This is a genomic window from Collinsella aerofaciens, assembly GCF_040915545.1.
In the GTDB taxonomy this organism is placed as follows: Bacteria; Actinomycetota; Coriobacteriia; order Coriobacteriales; family Coriobacteriaceae; genus Collinsella; species Collinsella aerofaciens_BE.
Genome location: NZ_JBCPDH010000004.1, coordinates 116,874 through 134,616 on the forward strand (window position 1 = coordinate 116,874; position 17,743 = coordinate 134,616).

At 61.7% G+C, this 17,743-nt stretch carries 17 protein-coding genes and 2 tRNA genes; 1 reads left to right on the top strand and 18 read right to left on the bottom strand.

All coding sequences use genetic code 11. The annotated features are described in order from the left end of the window. Positions 1-57: 57 nt before the first annotated feature. Both AB5202_RS02550 and thyA read right to left on the bottom strand, forming a co-directional pair. Positions 58-576 (bottom strand): dihydrofolate reductase, encoded by a 519-nt coding sequence (locus AB5202_RS02550; RefSeq protein WP_368144177.1) that lies wholly within the window; start codon positions 574-576, stop codon positions 58-60. Between the two features lie 9 nt (positions 577-585). Beyond that, the gene (gene thyA / locus AB5202_RS02555) at positions 586-1,434 is read right to left on the bottom strand and encodes a thymidylate synthase (protein WP_138374835.1); all 849 of its coding nucleotides are present in this window, start codon (positions 1,432-1,434) and stop codon (positions 586-588) included. 166 nt (positions 1,435-1,600) lie between these two features. Here thyA and AB5202_RS02560 point away from each other — a divergent pair, with 166 nt between their 5' ends. Next, entirely contained in the window at positions 1,601-2,365 is a 765-nt protein-coding gene (locus AB5202_RS02560; RefSeq protein WP_368144176.1) for a DUF134 domain-containing protein, read from the top strand. Positions 2,366-2,481: 116 nt separating this feature from the next. Here AB5202_RS02560 and ffh read toward each other — a convergent pair whose 3' ends face one another. The 16 genes from ffh to AB5202_RS02640 all read right to left on the bottom strand — a co-directional run bounded on the left by ffh (position 2,482) and on the right by AB5202_RS02640 (position 17,742). Further along, positions 2,482-3,957: a signal recognition particle protein gene (gene ffh, locus AB5202_RS02565; protein ID WP_195621347.1), complete on the bottom strand. Its 1,476-nt coding sequence runs from the start codon at positions 3,955-3,957 to the stop codon at positions 2,482-2,484. Between the two features lie 10 nt (positions 3,958-3,967). Further along, positions 3,968-4,885, bottom strand: a complete 918-nt coding sequence (ftsY, locus tag AB5202_RS02570; protein WP_195621349.1) for a signal recognition particle-docking protein FtsY — start codon at positions 4,883-4,885, stop codon at positions 3,968-3,970. Beyond that, the gene (gene smc / locus AB5202_RS02575; protein ID WP_368147474.1) at positions 4,885-8,421 is read right to left on the bottom strand and encodes a chromosome segregation protein SMC; all 3,537 of its coding nucleotides are present in this window, start codon (positions 8,419-8,421) and stop codon (positions 4,885-4,887) included. Before smc ends, ftsY begins: the two co-directional genes overlap by 1 nt. A 10-nt stretch (positions 8,422-8,431) precedes the next feature. Continuing rightward, positions 8,432-9,157: a ribonuclease III gene (rnc, locus tag AB5202_RS02580; RefSeq protein ID WP_055286400.1), complete on the bottom strand. Its 726-nt coding sequence runs from the start codon at positions 9,155-9,157 to the stop codon at positions 8,432-8,434. Positions 9,158-9,160: 3 nt separating this feature from the next. Beyond that, positions 9,161-9,403 (bottom strand): acyl carrier protein, encoded by a 243-nt coding sequence (locus AB5202_RS02585; protein WP_055309519.1) that lies wholly within the window; start codon positions 9,401-9,403, stop codon positions 9,161-9,163. Positions 9,404-9,517: 114 nt separating this feature from the next. Beyond that, positions 9,518-10,537 carry a phosphate acyltransferase PlsX gene (plsX, locus tag AB5202_RS02590; RefSeq protein WP_368144529.1) on the bottom strand — a complete coding sequence of 340 codons (1,020 nt, stop codon included), beginning with the start codon at positions 10,535-10,537 and terminating at the stop codon, positions 9,518-9,520. An 87-nt stretch (positions 10,538-10,624) separates the two neighbouring features. After that, positions 10,625-10,804, bottom strand: coding sequence for a 50S ribosomal protein L32 (gene rpmF, locus AB5202_RS02595; protein ID WP_022094017.1), 180 nt, complete (start codon positions 10,802-10,804; stop codon positions 10,625-10,627). A gap of 64 nt (positions 10,805-10,868) precedes the next feature. Then, positions 10,869-11,423, bottom strand: a complete 555-nt coding sequence (locus tag AB5202_RS02600) for a YceD family protein (protein ID WP_368147475.1) — start codon at positions 11,421-11,423, stop codon at positions 10,869-10,871. Beyond that, on the bottom strand, positions 11,423-11,920 hold the full coding sequence (locus AB5202_RS02605) for an ATP synthase subunit B family protein (protein ID WP_040358176.1): 498 nt from the start codon (positions 11,918-11,920) through the stop codon (positions 11,423-11,425). Before AB5202_RS02605 ends, AB5202_RS02600 begins: the two co-directional genes overlap by 1 nt. Positions 11,921-11,988: 68 nt before the next feature. Beyond that, entirely contained in the window at positions 11,989-12,486 is a 498-nt protein-coding gene (gene coaD, locus AB5202_RS02610; RefSeq protein ID WP_117769594.1) for a pantetheine-phosphate adenylyltransferase, read from the bottom strand. After that, entirely contained in the window at positions 12,479-13,135 is a 657-nt protein-coding gene (rsmD, locus tag AB5202_RS02615) for a 16S rRNA (guanine(966)-N(2))-methyltransferase RsmD (protein WP_215673577.1), read from the bottom strand. Before rsmD ends, coaD begins: the two co-directional genes overlap by 8 nt. Continuing rightward, entirely contained in the window at positions 13,132-15,309 is a 2,178-nt protein-coding gene (recG, locus tag AB5202_RS02620; protein ID WP_368144530.1) for an ATP-dependent DNA helicase RecG, read from the bottom strand. Before recG ends, rsmD begins: the two co-directional genes overlap by 4 nt. A gap of 10 nt (positions 15,310-15,319) precedes the next feature. Further along, positions 15,320-16,981 (bottom strand): DAK2 domain-containing protein, encoded by a 1,662-nt coding sequence (locus AB5202_RS02625; RefSeq protein WP_368144531.1) that lies wholly within the window; start codon positions 16,979-16,981, stop codon positions 15,320-15,322. A 27-nt stretch (positions 16,982-17,008) separates the two neighbouring features. Next, a complete protein-coding gene (locus AB5202_RS02630) occupies positions 17,009-17,398 on the bottom strand; it encodes an Asp23/Gls24 family envelope stress response protein (protein WP_368144533.1) in 390 nt (129 codons plus the stop codon). A 161-nt stretch (positions 17,399-17,559) separates the two neighbouring features. Next, positions 17,560-17,634: transfer RNA gene (locus tag AB5202_RS02635), tRNA-Asn, on the bottom strand. 33 nt (positions 17,635-17,667) lie between these two features. Beyond that, positions 17,668-17,742, bottom strand: a tRNA-Asn gene (locus AB5202_RS02640). Position 17,743: the final 1 nt, after the last annotated feature.

Below are 17,743 nucleotides of genomic sequence, written 5' to 3' on the forward strand. Positions count from 1 at the left end.
GCCATGCGCTGCCCCGCCACTCATTCCAACCCGATAATACCGAAGGGATAATCGGGTTTACGCCTCAACGCGACGATACGTCACGAACTCATAATCGACGCCCTCGTCGCCCTCGTCGGCGGCAATCGTGGCAACACCGCAACGCCGCGCAATCTCCCACGCGGGATCGGCATCCAGATCGGGAAAGTACGTATCCACGTCATGCACGCAATGGTTATGCGTAACTTCGGCCTCCACGCAATACGGCAAAAACTGCCGATAGACATCGCCGCCACCGATCACCCATGCAACAGCCTCATCGGCAACCGCGGCGAGCGCTTCGTCAATGCTATGCACCACGTCAACGCCCTCGGGGGCAAAGCCCTCGTCGCGCGTGAGCACAATGTTGCGACGATTCTTGAGCGGACGCCCGCCGGGAAAACTCAACAGCGTCTTGCGCCCCATAATGACCGGGCAACCTTTGGTGCATGCCACAAAATGACGCATGTCGGCACGGTTGGACACCACCATGTCGCCCTCGCACCCAATACCCCAGTCATCGCACACGGCGACAATGGCAGAAAGCTTACACGTCATACGCGTCACCTACACCGCAATGGGGATGTTCTTGACCTGCGGGCCGTGCTCATAGCCCTCAACGATCAGATCATCGGTCGTAAACGCGTAGAAATCATGCACATCGGGGTTGAGCGTTACCTTGGGAGCCGCAAACTGCGGACGCTCGATAAGTTCGCGGATGATATCGACATGACGGTCGTAAATGTGGGCATCGGCAATCACGTGCAGCAGCTCGCCAGCGATCATATCGACCGACTGCGCAACCATCATCAGCAAAATGGCGTACTGGCACACATTCCAGTTGTTCGCGGCCAAAATATCCTGGCTACGCTGGTTGAGAATCATGTTGAGCGTCGGCTTGTCGTCCTGCGGACGCTGCGTGACGTTATAGGTCACGCTGTAGGCGCACGGATACAGGTGCATCTCGGACAGATCACTGAACACGTATGTGTTGGTCATGATGCGGCGGCTGTACGGCGTGTGCTTGAGGTCGTACAGCACGCGGTCCATCTGATCAAAGTCACCCTCGGCATAATGGCTCTTCTGCCCAATCTGGTAGCCGTAGGCTTTGCCGATGGAGCCGGTCTCGTCGGCCCACTCATCCCAAATATGGCTGTTGAGGTCATGCACGTTATTGGACTTCTTCTGATAGATCCACAGGATCTCATCCATCGCAGACTTAAGCGCCGTGCGACGCAGGGTGAGCGCGGGGAACTCCTCGCGCAGGTCGTAGCGTGCCGTAACTCCAAAGTTTTTAATGGTATAGGCAGGGGTGCCGTCCTCCCACACCGGGCGGACCTTTTGGCCCTCGGTCGTGGTGCCATGGTCCAAGATATCGCGGCACATGGCTACAAACTGTTGATCAGCCTTGCTCATTGACCCTCCTGTCAGTCGCCTACAAGCGAGATTCATTGTAGCCCAGGCACACGCGGCCCCACAGCCCAAACATAAGCCCTCATTTTCTGACATATGCTAAAAATGCCTTGCGCCCAACGGCTAACGCGTTATCCTATTGTTGACATATGTCAGATAAGGAGTGTGCATGGCAGGAAGACGCGAAAAACTGCGCCGCGTCGGGATCATCCCCGAATACCGCGGCTTTACCCCCGATGGCCTTGCCAGCGGTGATGCCATCGACATGACCGTCGACGAGCTTGAGGTGCTGCGCCTGTGCGACCTGGAAGGTCTCAACCAAGAGGCGGTCGCCCAGCAGATGGGCATCGCCCGCGCAACGGTGGCGGCCATTTGCAGCCGCGCGCATCGCAAGGTGGCCGATGCGCTGGTCAACGGACGAGCGCTCGTCATCGAGGGCGGCAATATCGCGTACTCCCCCATCGCCACGACGACGGCCGCATGGCCAGCAAAGGAGGTCGGCACCATGAGGGTGGCAACGACGTACGACAACGGCAACATCATTATGCACTTTGGCCGCAGCGAGCAGTTCAAGATCTACGACATCCAGGATGGCAAGGTGCTCAACGAGCAGGTCGTAGGCACCGGTGGCACCGGCCACGGCGCCTTGGCGGGCCTGCTTGCCAACGGTGGCGTTGACACGCTCATCTGCGGCGGTATCGGCGGCGGCGCCATCAACGCGCTCACCCAGGCTGGCATCACGGTCTATGCGGGCGCCCAGGGCAGCTGCGATGCCTGCGTCGAGGCCCTCATTGCCGGCACGCTCGCTCAGACCGGCGAGGCCACCTGCGACTGCCATGGACATGATCACGAGCACACCCGCGAGCATGGCGAGTCCTGCGGCTGCCACGGCCATCACGAGCACGAGGGCCACGAGGGCTGCAGCTGCCACTAACGACAAGCACCTCGTCGAGAATACGCTTCCGCGCGTGCGACAACCTACGAACAAACGGCGAAGGCCGCCTGGAGTACCATCCAGGCGGCCTTCGCCATACACGACTCAGCCAGTCGTTATTTCTTATTGCGCATCTGCGCTTCCATCTGGCGCAGCAGGTCCATATCGGACTTAGGGCCGCCCGTTCCCAAGCCGCCCATGCCGCCCAGACCCATGGCATCCAGACCGGGAATATTGGGCATGCGCATCTTCTTGCCCTTCTTACCCTTTTTGCCCTTCTTGCCGCCGGCATGCGCCTGATTGGCCATCGTGCGCATGCGGCCCATCATCTTATTCATCTCACCCCACTGCTTCATAAGGCTATTGACCTCGGTGGGGGTCACGCCGGCGCCCTTGGCAATGCGGGCACGGCGCTGGCCGTTGATGATGGAGGGGCGAAGGCGCTCCTCCTTGGTCATCGACATGATGATGGCCTCGTTCTTATCGAAGATACCTTCGTCCAGGTTGCCACCCATCTGGTTAAGCGCACGCTGGCCACCGGGGAGCATGCCCAGAATGCCCTTCATGCCGCCCATCTTCTTGACGGCTTTCATCTGGTCGAGCATGTCGTTCATAGTAAAGCCCTCGCGCAGCATGCGCTCGGCGGCCTCGAGCTGCTCGGCATCGGCGGCCTCCTGGGCCTTCTCAATGATGCCGACAACGTCGCCCATACCCAGAATGCGCTTGGCCATACGATCGGGGTAGAACGGCTCCAGCGAATCGGGCTTCTCGCCCATGCTCACAAACTTGATGGGCTTGCCGGTCACCTGGCGCACGGAAAGCGCGCCGCCGCCACGGGCGTCGCCGTCGAGCTTGGAGATGATCACGCCGTCAAAGTCGGTGCGCTCAGCGAAGGTCGAGACGACGTTGACAATATCCTGGCCGGTCATGGCATCGACGACCATCAGCACCTGATCGGGCTTGACGGCCTTCTTGATGTCCACGGCCTCCTGCATCATCTGCTCGTCGATCTGCAAACGACCGGCGGTATCGACGATGACCACGTCGCGCAGGTGGTCGACGGCCTCCTGGATGGCGCCCTTGGCGATATCGACCGGGTGCGCACCGTCGCCGCGGAAGACCGGTACGCCGATCTCGCCACCGAGCGTGGCCAGCTGGTCGGCAGCAGCGGGACGGTAGACGTCGCACGCGGCGAGCAACGGCGAGCGGCCCTGCTTCTTGAGCAGGTAGGCCAGCTTTACGGCCGCCGTGGTCTTACCGGAGCCCTGCAGGCCCACGAGCATGATGACGTTGGGGATGCGGTTGCTAAAGACGAGCTTGCTCTCGGTGGAGCCGAGCATCTCGGTGAGCTCGTCGAGCACGATCTTGACGACGTTTTGCGCCGGGGACAGGGACTCCATGACCTCGGCGGTCATGCAGCGCTCCTTGGTCTTAGCGACAAACTCCTTAACGACCTTAAAGTTAACGTCGGCCTCGAGCAGCGCCATTCGGATGTCGCGCATGGCCGAGGTGATATCGGCCTCGGTCAGCTTACCCTTGCCGCGCAGGCGGTCAAATGTGTCGTTGAGGCGATCGCTCAGAGAATCAAACACTAGTCACTCCTTAGTTGGACTCGCCCACCAGGGCGCGGCAGAAATCTTTGGCATTAAACTCCTGCAGGTCATCGACCTGCTCTCCCACACCGATGCGCAGGATGGGAAGCTTGAGCTTCTCGGCCACGGCCATGGCGATACCGCCCTTTGCCGTACCGTCGAGCTTTGTCATGATAATACCGTCCAGGCCCAGCGCCTCGTTAAACTCGAGCGCCTGGTTGAGGCCGTTTTGGCCTGTCGCGGCATCGATTACGAGGACGACCGAGACGGGCATGGGGCCGGCGGCCATATTGGCGGCGCGCTTACGCGTCACGTTGACCACCTTGGCAAGCTCGCGCATGAGCTCGGGACTCGTGTGCAGACGACCGGCGGTATCGATAAGCACCAGGTCGCTGCCGCGCTTGTCGGCCTCATCGAGCACGTCGTAGCACACGCTTGCCGGGTCGGAGCCGCGGTCGCGCTTGATGACGGGAACGCCAGCGCGCTGGCCCCACACATCGAGCTGCTCAATGGCGGCAGCGCGGAAGGTATCGGCAGAGCCGATCACGACGTTCTTGCCGCGGGCTGCCATGGCACTCGCGATCTTGCCGACCGTCGTGGTCTTGCCGGCGCCGTTGATGCCCACAAACAGTACACAGCTCGGCGTATCGGCGAACGGATCGCGCTCGATGGGCACAAAGTGCTGCTCGAGCTGCTCGGCCAGGGCACGACGGAGCTGCGGGGCGGTCTTGAGGTTCTTCTTGGCGGCGGCGTCGCGCAGGTCATCAGAAACCTGGATCGCGACCTCGGCCCCCATGTCACCCATGACGAGCGTGTCCTCAAGGTCCTCCCAAAAATCCTCATCGACCTCGCCGCCAAAGTAGAAGATCTCGTTGAGGGCCTCGCGGCTGCGCTCGAGTCCGCGCGACAGAGCGTCAAAGAATCCCATTATGCATTCACGACCTTTCCGGTTTCGCGATCGAGTTTTTGCGAGACGACGCGACTGACGCCGTCAGCTTGCATCGAGACGCCGTAGAGAACGTCAGCGTCCTCCATAGTACGGCGCTGATGCGAAATGACCAAGAGCTGCGTATCGGAACGCAGTACATCAAGGGCGCCAATGAGCTTGGACAAGTTGGCGTCGTCGAGCGCCGCCTCGACCTCGTCCAGCACATAGAACGGCACCGTACGCGTGCGATACACGGCAAAAAGCAGGGCGAGCGCCGTCAGGCTCTTCTCGCCGCCCGACATGAGCATCATCTTGGTGATGCGCTTACCGCGCGGCTGCGCCACGACCTCGATTCCCGTCTCGGCCGGATGCTCGGGGTCGGTCATCTCCAGATGAGCCTGGCCTCCCGGGAAGAGCATGGCGAAGATCTCGCGGAAGTTCGCATCGACCTTCTCGAAGGTTACCAGGAACGCTTTGCGCATCTTACGGTCGATAGCAACGGTGATCTTGGTGAGCGCCTTACGCGCGCTCTCCAGATCGGCCAGCTGTTCCTCGATGTAGTCGGCTCGGCGCTTGAGCTGCTCGTACTCTTCCATGGCAACCTGGTTCACAGGACCCAGGTTGTTGATTTGGCGAACGAGCTGGTTGAGCTCGCGCTCGGCAGCGTCGCGGTCGGTGGGCGCGGGAAGCATAAGCGCTTCCTCGAGCACCGTGGTGCCGTCGGCGGTGATGGCCTTGATGGCTGCCTCCACCTGCACCTCGAGCTTGCCGCGTGCGACCTTGAACTCATTTTGCGTCGCGGCGGCGGTATCGACCTTATCTTTGGCGCGAGCGACTTCGGCCTTGGCGTCCTCGATGGTCTTCTTGAGCGAGGCGGAGTCTGCCTCCTCGAGAGAAGCCTGGTCCCGAAGGCGCGCGGCCCAGTCCGAGGCGCGCTCCAGCAGGGCCGAGTAACGCTCGTGCATGGGATCGACGCGCAGTCGCAGCAGCTCAAGCGAGCGCGAAGCCTGGCGCGTTCCGCGAATACGGCGGTCGATACCCTCCAGACGATGCTCCAGATCGGGAACGCGGCCCTTCAGCGAACGCAGGCGCTCGCTCGTCTGGGCCAGACGCACCTTGGCATCGGCGAGCTTACCGGCGGCCTCGGAGTCATCGCGGCGCACGCGGTCGAGCTCGTCGTTGGCCTCGGCAATCTGGAGACCTAGGTCGCTCGCCTGCGCACGAGCTTCGTCACACGAACGAGTAAGTTCATCCACGCGTGGACGAGCGGCACGGACGGCCTCAGCGGCTTGCTCACGGCGCTTGGAAATGCGCACGCGCTCGACCTCGGCGTTGTTGGCGCTTTGCTCAAGGCGGCCGATCTCGGACAGCAGCGAGCGACGCTCACCCTCAAGGCGGGCAATCTCGCCGGCGGCATCGCCCTCGGCGGCACGGGCCTCCTCGACAGCGGCGTTGGCCTCAACGACTTGGTCCGAGACATGCTCAAAGATAGCAGCCAGATCGGGCTCCAGACCCTCGAGCTCACGGATGCGGCGCTTGCGCTCCAGGGCACCCGAAGCCTCGCCGGCATCGAGCCCCACGCGCACCAGACCACCACAGCACACGCGGGCGCCATCGGGAGTCACGTAGGTCACACCGTCAACGACAGGCGCAGCCAGCGCGGTGGCCAAGTCATCGACCACGTAATAGCCGCCGAGCAGCGCCTCGACGACGGGTCCGTAGCCTGCACGCACGGACAGACGATCAACCAGGCGGGTACCGGCAGCGCCCTCAGCGGCGGTAGAGCCGCTCACACCGCGCGCCACCAGCAATGCCTCGCCCGAGGCCTTCTTTTGGTCCAGGGCGGCACGCCCGGCGCGCTCAAGCGCATCAGCGTCATCAAACAACAGGGCATCGATATCGCCGGCAAGCAGCTGCTCCACCAGGCCTTCGAGCTCGCGCGGGGCTTCGAGCACATCACCCAGGCGACCCGTTACGTCATCGCCCAACGCCCCCACCAGTCGGCTCACGAGCGGCGAGCTGTCGGCCATGCGAGCATCGAGTTTCTTTTGGCTGGCAAGCTCCGAGCGCACCTCGGACAGCTTGTTGCGCGCCTCGCTCTCGCGGGCACGTAGGTCCTTGAGCGCCGTACGCGCGACCTCTGCGGCCTCGCGCGCATCGATCTGGGCTTGGCGAGCCTGATCGAGTGCGCCGTCGAGCTCCTCAGCGCGGTTGCGACGGCTCTCAAGCGAGGCCGTGACCTCCTCGAGCTGCTCGTCAACCTGCTCCAGGCGCGAGACATACATGTTGTCCTCGACCTCAGCGTTGCTCAGCGAGTCCTTCACCTTGGCGAGCTCGAGCGCGGCGTTATCGGCCACGCGCTGCACATCGCGTTGCTCACGCGTAAGCTGCGAAATCTGATTGTCGAGCGCCACGCGCCGCTCGTGGAGCTCAGCGGCGGCAGGACCGGCGGCGTCAACGTCCTCCTGGGCCTGCATATGCGCACCGGTCACTTCCTCAAGCTGCGCACGCGCGTCCTCGAGCTCCTCGACCACGCGACGACGCTGATGCTCGGAGCTCGAAATCTGCCCGCGCATGTCAGACAGGCGCGACACCATGTTGTGGCCCTTTTCCTCAAGCAGGCGCATGTCGGAGTTAATGCGACCGACCACATCTTGCATATGACGGCGTTGCTCGCCCAGGTCGCCCACAAACAGGCCCTTTTCCTCGAGCATAACCTGGAGCTTCTCGAGCTCACGCTCCTTTTCGCCCAAGCGGTACTGCGCAAGCTCCAGCTCGGCAGCGCCCTCCTTGGAGCGGCTCTCCAGATCGTTCCACTGCGACTGCAGCGAACGCAGCTCGTCGACGGCCAGCATCTGCGTAAGCTCGTTCGCGCGCGAGGACAGCTCTTTGTACTTGCGCGCGCGGTCGACCTGACGCTCCAGCGGTCGCAGCTGACGGGCGATTTCCTTATTGATGTCGCGGGCACGCGTCAGGTGCTCGTCCATTGACTTAATCTTTTTGAGCGCGCGCTCCTTGCGGCGCTTGTGCTTGGAGATGCCGGCGGCCTCCTCGATGAGGGCGCGACGCTCCTCGGGGCGGCTCTGCAAAATGGCGTCGAGCTTGCCCTGGCTGATGATGGAATGCGTATCCTTGCCCAGGCCCGAATCGTGCAGGATGTCCTGAATGTCCATCAGGCGGCACGGACTCGAGTTGATGAGATACTCGCTTTCGCCCGAGCGATACATACGACGGGTGATGGCAACCTCGTCAAAATCGACGGGCAGCATATGGTCCGAGTTATCGAGCACCAGCGTGACCTCGGCGACACCCACCGGCTTGCGCGCTGACGAGCCAGAGAAGATGACATCATCCATGGCCTGGCCGCGCAGCTGCTTGGCGCTCTGCTCGCCCAGGACCCACAGAATCGAGTCGGAGATGTTCGATTTTCCCGAGCCGTTAGGACCGACGATGACGGTCAGGCCCGGCTCAAACGTCATATGGGCGCGGTCGGCAAACGACTTGAACCCTTTGAGCGTGAGGGACTTGAGATACACGGTTCCTCGCTTACACGTGCTTCTTGTTCAGAATCACGCCGTTGGTGGTGTAACCCATGCGGTCGAGCGCTTCGAGCGCGGCGGCTCCCTCGGCTTCCTTCTTTGAGGAGCCGGAGCCGCGACCCTGACGAATACCATCGATCAACACCACGGCGGTAAAGGTGGGCGCATGCGCCGGGCCCTCGGAGCCAACGAGCTTGTACGCCGGGGGTTCGTGACCGTCGGCTTGCACGCACTCCTGCAAAAACGACTTGGGGTTCGCGGGATGCTCGGCGCGCTCGGAAGCCAAATGCGGCTTAAGCGTACGATGGATAAACTCCGCCGCAACGTCCCAGCCGGCATCCAGGTACAGTGCGCCCACGAGCGACTCGTAGACGTTCTCGAGCGCCGAATGCAGGCCGCGCGCACCGGTACCGGTCTCGGAGGCACCAAAGATGATGATGTCGTCGATGCCCAGCTCGTGAGAAACCTCGGACAGCGTAGCGCCCGAGACAAGCGACACCTTCAGGCGCGTGAGCTTGCCCTCGTCAAACTCAGGATAGGACTCAAACAGGGAGCGTGCGACCACAGCACCCAAAATGGAATCGCCCAAGAACTCAAGGCGCTCATAGCTGGCAGAAACCGGCTGGCCCTCGACTGCCGAGGGATGCGTAAGGGCCGCGCGCAGCAGCACCTTATTATTGAACTCGTGCCCCAGGATTTCCTGGGCACGCGTAAGTCGTTCGGATAAAGCCAAGACCTAGGCCTCCCTGGCGTTTTCGATCGCATCGACGGCGTCGGCGACAGAGTTGAGCGAGAGCAGGGTCTCGTCATCGATCTCGAGGTTGAACTCGTCCTCGATAGCCGTAACCAGCTGCAGGCGCTCGAGCGAGTTGGCATCGAGGTCGTCAAAGGTGGTCTCATCGCTAATTTCGGCAACATCGACGCCCAGAACGTCAGCAGCGACCTCGGCGATCTTGTCGAAGATTTCGGAGCGGTCCATAGCGCTTCCTCTCATAGTGCATGAATACCAAAAGAATGGTACCGCCCGGGCGGTACCAAGACACGGTTCTGATTCTACCCCACGACGTGCGCCCCAAGACGCATAACGCCGCTGTTATAAAACGATACCGTCCATAGAGTTGGCGACATTCTCGACCAGCCCCGCGCGCACGGCTTCGGCCGCCGCGAGCGTACCGTTTTTGACAGCCTCGACCGAGGTGGCGCCATGGCCGATCAGGACCACGCCGCGCAGGCCCAAAAGAATCGCGCCGCCCTTGGCGTCGCCCGAAAGCTTGGCCTTAATCTCGCGCATCTGCTTTTTGATAAGCAGCGCGGCAATCTTGGTGCCGAGCGAAGACATAAAGACACCCTTGAGCTCCTGCAGCAAAAACTTGGCAGCACCCTCGGTGGCCTTGAGCGCAATATTGCCCGACATGCCATCGGCAACGACGACATCGAAGTTACCTGAGGTGATGTCCGTTCCCTCGCAGTTACCAACAAAGCCGGGAACGGCGGCCTTCATAGCAGGGAAACAGGCCTTGGTAAAGTTGGAACCCTTCTCGTCCTCGGTGCCGTTGGCAAGCAGGCCCACGCGAGGATACTCAATGCCCAGGACGACGCGGGCATAGGCGCTGCCCATCTGCGCAAAGCGCACCATATCGTCAACCTCGACATCGGGGTTGGCACCCATGTCGCACAGCACCGTCAGACCGCCGGCGCGATTGGGCAGTGCATTGGTCAGACAGGGGCGCACCGGCTGCTTTTTGCCTTCGGCCTGATACCTAAACGGCGTCACGTAGGCGGTCGCAGCAGCGGTCATGGCACCGGTCGAGCCGGCGGAGAAAAACGCATCCGCGTTGCCCTTCTTGATGGCGCGGCAAGAAAGAACGATCGACGACTTACGCTTGGTCATCACGGCGCGAATGGGATCGTCATCCATGGCGATAACGTCGGGCGCCTCAAGGGCCTCAACACGTGCATGGGAAGCTGCAAAGGGATTGACGATTTCGGCGGGGCCAGCTGCCAAGACCTCGATATCGGGATCGGAGGCAAGTGCAGCCTCGATACCATCGAGAACAACCTGAGGTTTCTCGTCTCCGCCCACAACGTCTACACAAACGCGAACGTTACTCATATACATGCTCCTTATACAAAAATGGCCGACTCATTGAGCCGGCCATTGTGGTTCCATTTGGAACGGCATCGCATCCAGAGTATACCGTTACTCGGTAACGATAACCTCGCGGTCCTTGTAGAAACCGCAGCTGGGGCACACGTGGTGCGGAAGCTTGACAGCACCGCAACGGGGGCACGTGGACTGAGCCGCAGCCGAGATCTTCATGTTGGCGGAACGACGGGTGTGAGTGCGGATACGACCCTGCTTTTGTTTAGGTACGGGCATAGTGACCTTCCTTATGAACTATCCAGTGTGGCGATTACGCGCAAGTAGCGATACTACCACAGTTTTACTCATCAAGCTTGAGATTCTTCAATGCTGCAAATGGATTTTCCGTGGCAGCGGCCCATTCTGCCTCTGCCTGGGCGGCGCAATCGCATTGCTCGATGTTGAGATTGCAACCGCAAGTGGGGCACAGACCGCGACAATCGGGCTTGCAAAGCACCACAAACGGTGTGCCCATAACGACCGCGTCATTGATGGGCTCGCCCAGATCGACGATGCGGTCCTCACCCAGGAGCTCGTAGCCGTCCTCGTAGGCCTCGGGATCCTCGGGCTCCTCAAAGAGGTAGAACTCCTCGATCTCGCCAGCGATATCAAACGAGGCGGGCTCCAGGCAACGATCGCACTCGCCGGTGGCGTGCGCGCGGACCATGCCCGTGAGCAAGACACCGGTACCGGCATTGGTAAAGACAACGTCGTAGTCGATGCCGTCCTGTAGCTGGTACTCCTTCTCGCCCACCGTGTAGGTGGCGACATCGACCTTACCGGTCAGCGGATACGAATCTCCAGGAAACTCGAGCTGCTCGGAAAGATCGACGGTAACGCTCGGGAACTCAGCCATTACCACTGACCATTCTGTTGGGCGGCACCCTCGTTGAGCTGCTGACGGCAACGGGTAACGGTGCCGGTCAGGCTCTTGAGGTTCTCCTCCAGGTGCGTAAAGACCTGCTCTGCGTAGTCCTCGGCAGCATAACGCGTCTCGCGCTCGTACTGCTGGGCACGATCGCGGATGTCGTCGGCCTGCTGTTGCGCAAGGCGGACGATCTCCTGCTCACCGGCAATGGTGAGGGCCTGCTGCTGAGCGTCAGCGATGATGGAATCGGCCTGAGCGGCGGCGGAAGCCATAAGCTCCTCGCGCTCCTTAAGGATACGGCGGGACTTCTGCCACTCCTCGGGATAGCTCATGCGGATCTCGTCGAGGATGTTGAAGAACACGTCGGCGTCGATGACCTTGAACTGAGCGTTCTTGCCGAAAGGCGGCTTGGCTTCCTCGATCAGCCCTTCGAGCTCATCGACCAAGCTGACGATCCTATCGCCAGGAAAATTCTCGCCCGGCATCCGGTCTCCTTTCATAGGTAACATATCATCGTGCTAGTTTACCACATGCCACCAGGCAATAAGAAACGTCACGAAAAGCGATGTTTGAGCGCTTCGACCACGTTGGGCGGGACAAACGTCGATACATCGCTGCCGAGCGAGGCGATCTGGCGAACAACCGAGCTCGAGATATAGCCGTACTGCGGCGCACTCATGACAAAGATGGACTCCAGCTCGCTATCCAGGCGATAGTTAAGGTCGGCCTGCTGCAGCTCATACTCAAAGTCGGTCATGGCGCGCAGGCCCTTGACCACGGCACCCGCCCCCTGCTCACGAGCGAAGTCGACCAAGAGGCCGGTAAAGGGCAGGACCTCGACGCCGTCGATATCACCGAGCGCCTCGCGGGCCAGCGCCACGCGCTCATCGAGCATAAACGTGGTGCCTACACCGTTTTTACCTTGCGACTCGGCAACAGCGACGATCACGCTGGGAAAGATGCGGCGGGCACGGCGGATCACATCGATATGGCCAAACGTGATGGGATCGAAGGTGCCCGGGACGATCACGCGGTTGATGGTGTCATTCATGGGCGTCCTCCTGAAACGTCGTGGCATCGTTGTTGTCGGCATCTGCGCCGGCGTTGTCGCCTTCACCATCGTTATCGTCGACCCAGCGAAGCAGGTCGACCGAGGTAATGCCGTAGCGCTTCTCACGTACAGTCTCAAAGCCTGCCGGATGCGCGCCCGCATCGGCGGCGGCATGCTCAAACAGGACGTAAGCGCCAGACGCAAGTAAACCCTGCTGAGCCAGGTCCTGCAGCAGTTCCTCGACCGGCTCGGCACCAAAAGCATAGGGCGGGTCGAGCAGGACCAGATCAAAGGGGCCGCCCGGTACACGACCGCGCGAGGCACTCGCCAGCATGTCGCCCGTGACCACGCGCCAACGCGCACGGTCACGGCAGAGCGACTCGATATTCTTGGTAATGAGCCGCGCGGCGTTGCGATCGATCTCAAACGTCGTGAGCGAGCGGGCCCCACGAGAGAGCATCTCTAACCCTAAGGCACCGGAGCCGCCAAAGGCGTCCAGCACACGGACCTCGTCCAGATCGAAGTCGAATGCCGACATGACCATAGATGCGCATGCCTCGCGCACGCGATCGGTCGTGGGGCGGGTAACATCGCGACCACGGGGCTCCTCGATCTTACGACCGCGCCATTCGCCGCCGATGATTCTCATCCTCCGCTGACCTCCTTAAATATGTGTCGATATCGCATGGCGACCGCATCGCGCAGGGGACGCGTCGCCACAGAGTCAAGGTTGCAAGCATACCGCAAGAGCTCGACCGCGTCCAAATGGGCCCACTCGATCAGCTCCTCGTCGGCATCCAGGTCGACAAAGCGCAGGGTCACACCGCCATGCTGACGGTACCCCAGGATTTCGCCCTCGTGGCGCAGACGCAGGTCCATCTGGGCGAGCGTAAAGCCATCCGAGGTTTTTTCGAGCGATTGCAGACGATCTTGCGCCGCCGATGCGCCGCCGTTGCCCTTGGAGTGCGTCATGACCAGGCACGTGCCCGACACGCCGCCACGGCCCACGCGGCCTCGCAGCTGGTGCAGGGCAGCCAAACCAAAGCGCTCGCCGTTTTCGATGACCATGACGGTGGCGTTGGGCACGTCAACGCCCACCTCGACCACCGTAGTCGAGACGAGCACGTCAATCTCGCCACGCTTGAAGGCGTCGATCACGCGGTCCTTCTCCCCCGCTGGCATACGGCCGTGAAGGCGCTCGATGGCAAGACCCGGCAACGCCAGACGCAGGCGATCGAGCTCGGTCGCCGTATCGTGCAGCGGCACGGGGACCGTCACGCGGCCCTCGTCGTCGCGGGCGATACCGGGCACGTCTTCCAGCTCATCGGCCGAGTCACTCGGCTCCACGAGCGGGCAAATCACGTAGGCCTGCTGCCCCTTCTCGTGCGCCTCGCGAATGGCGCCATAGGCGAGGTCACGGCTCGACTCGGTGAGCACGCGTGTCGTCACGCCAGCACCAGGGACGGGCCGATGGCGGATGATACTCGTGTCCAGATCGCCGTAGACCGAAAGCGCCAGCGTACGCGGGATGGGCGTTGCCGTCATAACGAGCAGATCGGCACCGGGGCCCTTCGCGCGCAGGGCGTTGCGCTGGCCTACGCCAAAGCGGTGTTGCTCGTCGATGACAACAAGCGACAGATGCTTGAACGCAACGTTATCCGAAAGGACCGCATGGGTGCCAAAGAGGACATCGAGCTCGCCGGACTGCAGCTGCTCATGGATCCGCTCGCGCTCGGCCGCCGGAGTGGCACCCGTCAGCAGCGCCCACGTTATACCGGCCTGAGAGAGCAAGGGGCCGGTCTTATCAGCATATTGGCGCGCCAGCACGCCCGTGGGCGCCATAACGCAGGCCTGCGTGCCGCTATCGGCAGCCACAGCCAGCGCGCAGGCGGCAACGGCGGTCTTACCGGTACCGACATCGCCCAGCAGCAGACGGTTCATCACGCGCCCGCCATCGCACATGTCATGCAGGATGTCTTGGAATGCGGCCTCCTGCTCGTCGCTCAGCGAAAACGGAAGGGCCTGTTTAAGCGCGCCCAGATGCTCGCCCGCGGTGTGGGCATAGGGCACCACATCGACCAGGCCGCCGTCGTTGCGCAGACGCAGCGCCAGCTGCAGGTAGAGGCACTCCTCGTAGGCAAGACGCCGGCGTGCGATGTCGCGCTCAGCCATGCTCGAGGGAAAGTGGATCGAACGCAACGCGCGGGCATTGCTCATGAGCTTCCGCTTTGCGCGCAGCGGCGCGGGAATCGGATCAAAGGGATTACCGACGACCTCGAGCGCGCCGCTTACGATGCGGCGCATCCACGCCTGGCTCACGCCATCACTCACGTAATGGACCGGCAGGATAGTGCCCGCGGCACGCCCTTCCTCGAGCTTTTCAAAGTGCGGTGAGGCCATCTGCTTAAAACCGTAGGCAAACTCGACTTTGCCCATCACGGCCAGGCGGTCGCCCTGTCTAAGCTGCTGGGCAATCCAGGGCTGGCGGAAAAAGGCGACCTGCAGCACGCCCGTCTCGTCCACAAGCGAGACCTCGGTCACCTGCATGCGCGGACGCGGCTGCTTTTGGACGATGCGGTCGACCGTGGCGATGATGGTGCACACGGTACCGATGGGCGCCATCTCGATGGACCACGAACGGGTAAAGTCGAGGTATCGATGAGGGATATGGAGAAGGAGGTCCCCCACCGTCCGAATTCCCAGACGGCGAAGGGCCTCCTCACGTTTACCCGAAACATATTTGAGTCGCGCGATATCCTCGTCAAGCGCATTGCTCTGGGCAAAGCGCTCCGAGACGCGCGGCACGGAGCACAGCTCGGACATGGGCAGATGCCTACTCGATCGAGAAGATCACGGGATAGAGCGGCTGCTCGCCACGATGGGCGTCGATCTCCAAATCGGGCTGAGCCTCCTCGATAGCGTCGACAATCTCCTGGAAGGCCTCATCGGACAGCTCCTCGCCGGCCAGAATCGTCAGCGCGTCGCCCTCCTCTTCCTCCTGCATGCGGTTGATGCAGTCGAGCGTGACCTGCTTCACGTCGGAGCCGACCACATCGATGGAGCCGGCAATGATGCCCATGACGTCACCGGAGTGAATGGGAGAGCCGTCAGAGGCGCTGGAATCGCGCACGGCGCGGGTAACCTCGCCATCGCGAACCTCGCTGATGGCGTCGACCATAGCGGCAACGGCGTCCTCGAGCTCGGAATCGGGCAGGACCGCGAACAGCGCGGAGAACGCCTGCGGGACGGTTTTAGTGGGAACGACGGCGACCTTCTTGTCCGTGCAGGCAGAGGCGGCAGCCTCGGCAGCCATGCGGATGTTGCCGTTGTTGGGCAGAATGATGACCGAGGTCGCGTTGACCTGGTCCACCGCGCCCAGCAGGTCTGCAGTCGAGGGGTTCATGGTCTGACCACCCGAGACGATAACGTCAACGCCGAGGGACTTGAGGATGTCGGCCTCGCCCGAACCGGCGGCAACGGCGACAAAGCCCAGCGCCTTGGCGGGCTCGGCGGCCTTCTCCTGATCCTCGTGAATCTTGGCGGTACGGTCGTGGGCCTCCATCTCCATGTTGTGGATAAAGACCTCGTAGATCTGACCGAGCTGCAGCATGTGCTCGAGCACCAGGTTGGGGGTGTTGGAGTGCACGTGGATCTTGTAGTCGGGGTAGGCGCCCACGAGCAGCTCGCAGTCGCCCATGGAGCCCAGGAACTTCAGACACTCGTCCTCGTCAAAGGGAGCATCGGCCTTAAAGAGGAACTCATTGCAGTAGCGGAACTCCGAGCCCTCCCAGTCGTCGTTGGCCTCGATCTCAACGCGGCCAAGAGCGGCATCGCGGGCAGAGCCGGCGGAGTCAAACGTAGCGGAGAAATCCTCGACAACGGTGCTACGGCCAAGAGCAGCGGCAACAAAGTTCTCAAGGAAAATAGCAAAGCCAAAGGCGCCCGAGTCGACCACGCCGTTCTCCTTCAGAACGGGCAGCAAGTCGGGCGTGCGGGCGACGGACTGATAGGCCTCGACGACGATGGCATCGAGCGCGTCCTCGACCGAGAACTTCTTCTTCTCGCACTCGTCGGCCTTGGTCGAGACATCGCGCAGGACTGTGAGGATCGTGCCCTCGATGGGCTTGCGGACAGCCTGGAAGGCGACCTTGACGGCACGACGGAAGGCGAAGGCAATGTTGGCGGACGTAATGGGCTCGTCGGCAGAGATAAGGCCCTCGGCCACGCCGCGCAGAATCTGCGACGTGATGACGCCGGAGTTGCCGCGGGCACCCATCAGGGAGCCGTGGGTGATGGCGCCGGCGATGGCTTCCATGTCGGCGTCGGCAGGAAGAGCAGAAAGCTCCTTGGTCACCGAGGCGAGCGTGAGCGACATGTTGGTGCCGGTATCGCCATCGGGTACGGGGAAGACGTTGAGCTTGTTGATCTCCTCGGCCTTGTCGGAAACGGCAGCCGCAGCGATCGGAAAACAGGTGCGAATGGTCTTTGCAATCATGGGTATTTGAATCTCCGTTTTCGGATGCTAGTTCAGACGGCTCTTGAGCGCGTCGATGTGGATGCCGATCTTAAGGCTGGTGGGATCGATCTGGGCGATTTCCTGCAGGGTAAAGGCAACGGAGCTCGAAAGATTGTGGCAGACGGACTTCATGTTGACGCCGTTCTCGAGCACGACGTGAAGATCGACCGTAAGGCCGTTCTCGTCGGCGGAGACAAGCACGCCCTTGCGGAGGCGCTGACCGGCAAGCAGGCGCACGCTCTCGGCGCCCTGGAGCTGTTCGGCCATACCGACGACGCCATAGCACGTCATCGCGGCACAACCGGCAATATCGGCAATAACGTCGTTCGAGACGCTCAGACTGCCGTTAATGGTCTCAGACACAAGAATCTCCTTATCTGGTGCTCGCGGCACCATCTCGTGGGAGCAATCATCGCAATATTTTACAACGACCGCGCCATGTTGAGGTGGTGGGTCACGGGATTACATCCTCGACACGAAATGTTGATATGGTAACGTTCGCGAACGGCGACCGCGACATGAAAAAACCCGCCGCATAAGCGACGGGTTTTACAACCTGGCTCCCCGGGTAGGACTCGAACCTACAACAGCGCGGTTAACAGCCGCGTGCTCTACCATTGAGCTACCGAGGAATTTAAAGCCCAACGGAAAGGGCTGATAAATTCTGGCTCCCCGGGTAGGACTCGAACCTACAACAGCGCGGTTAACAGCCGCGTGCTCTACCATTGAGCTACCGAGGAA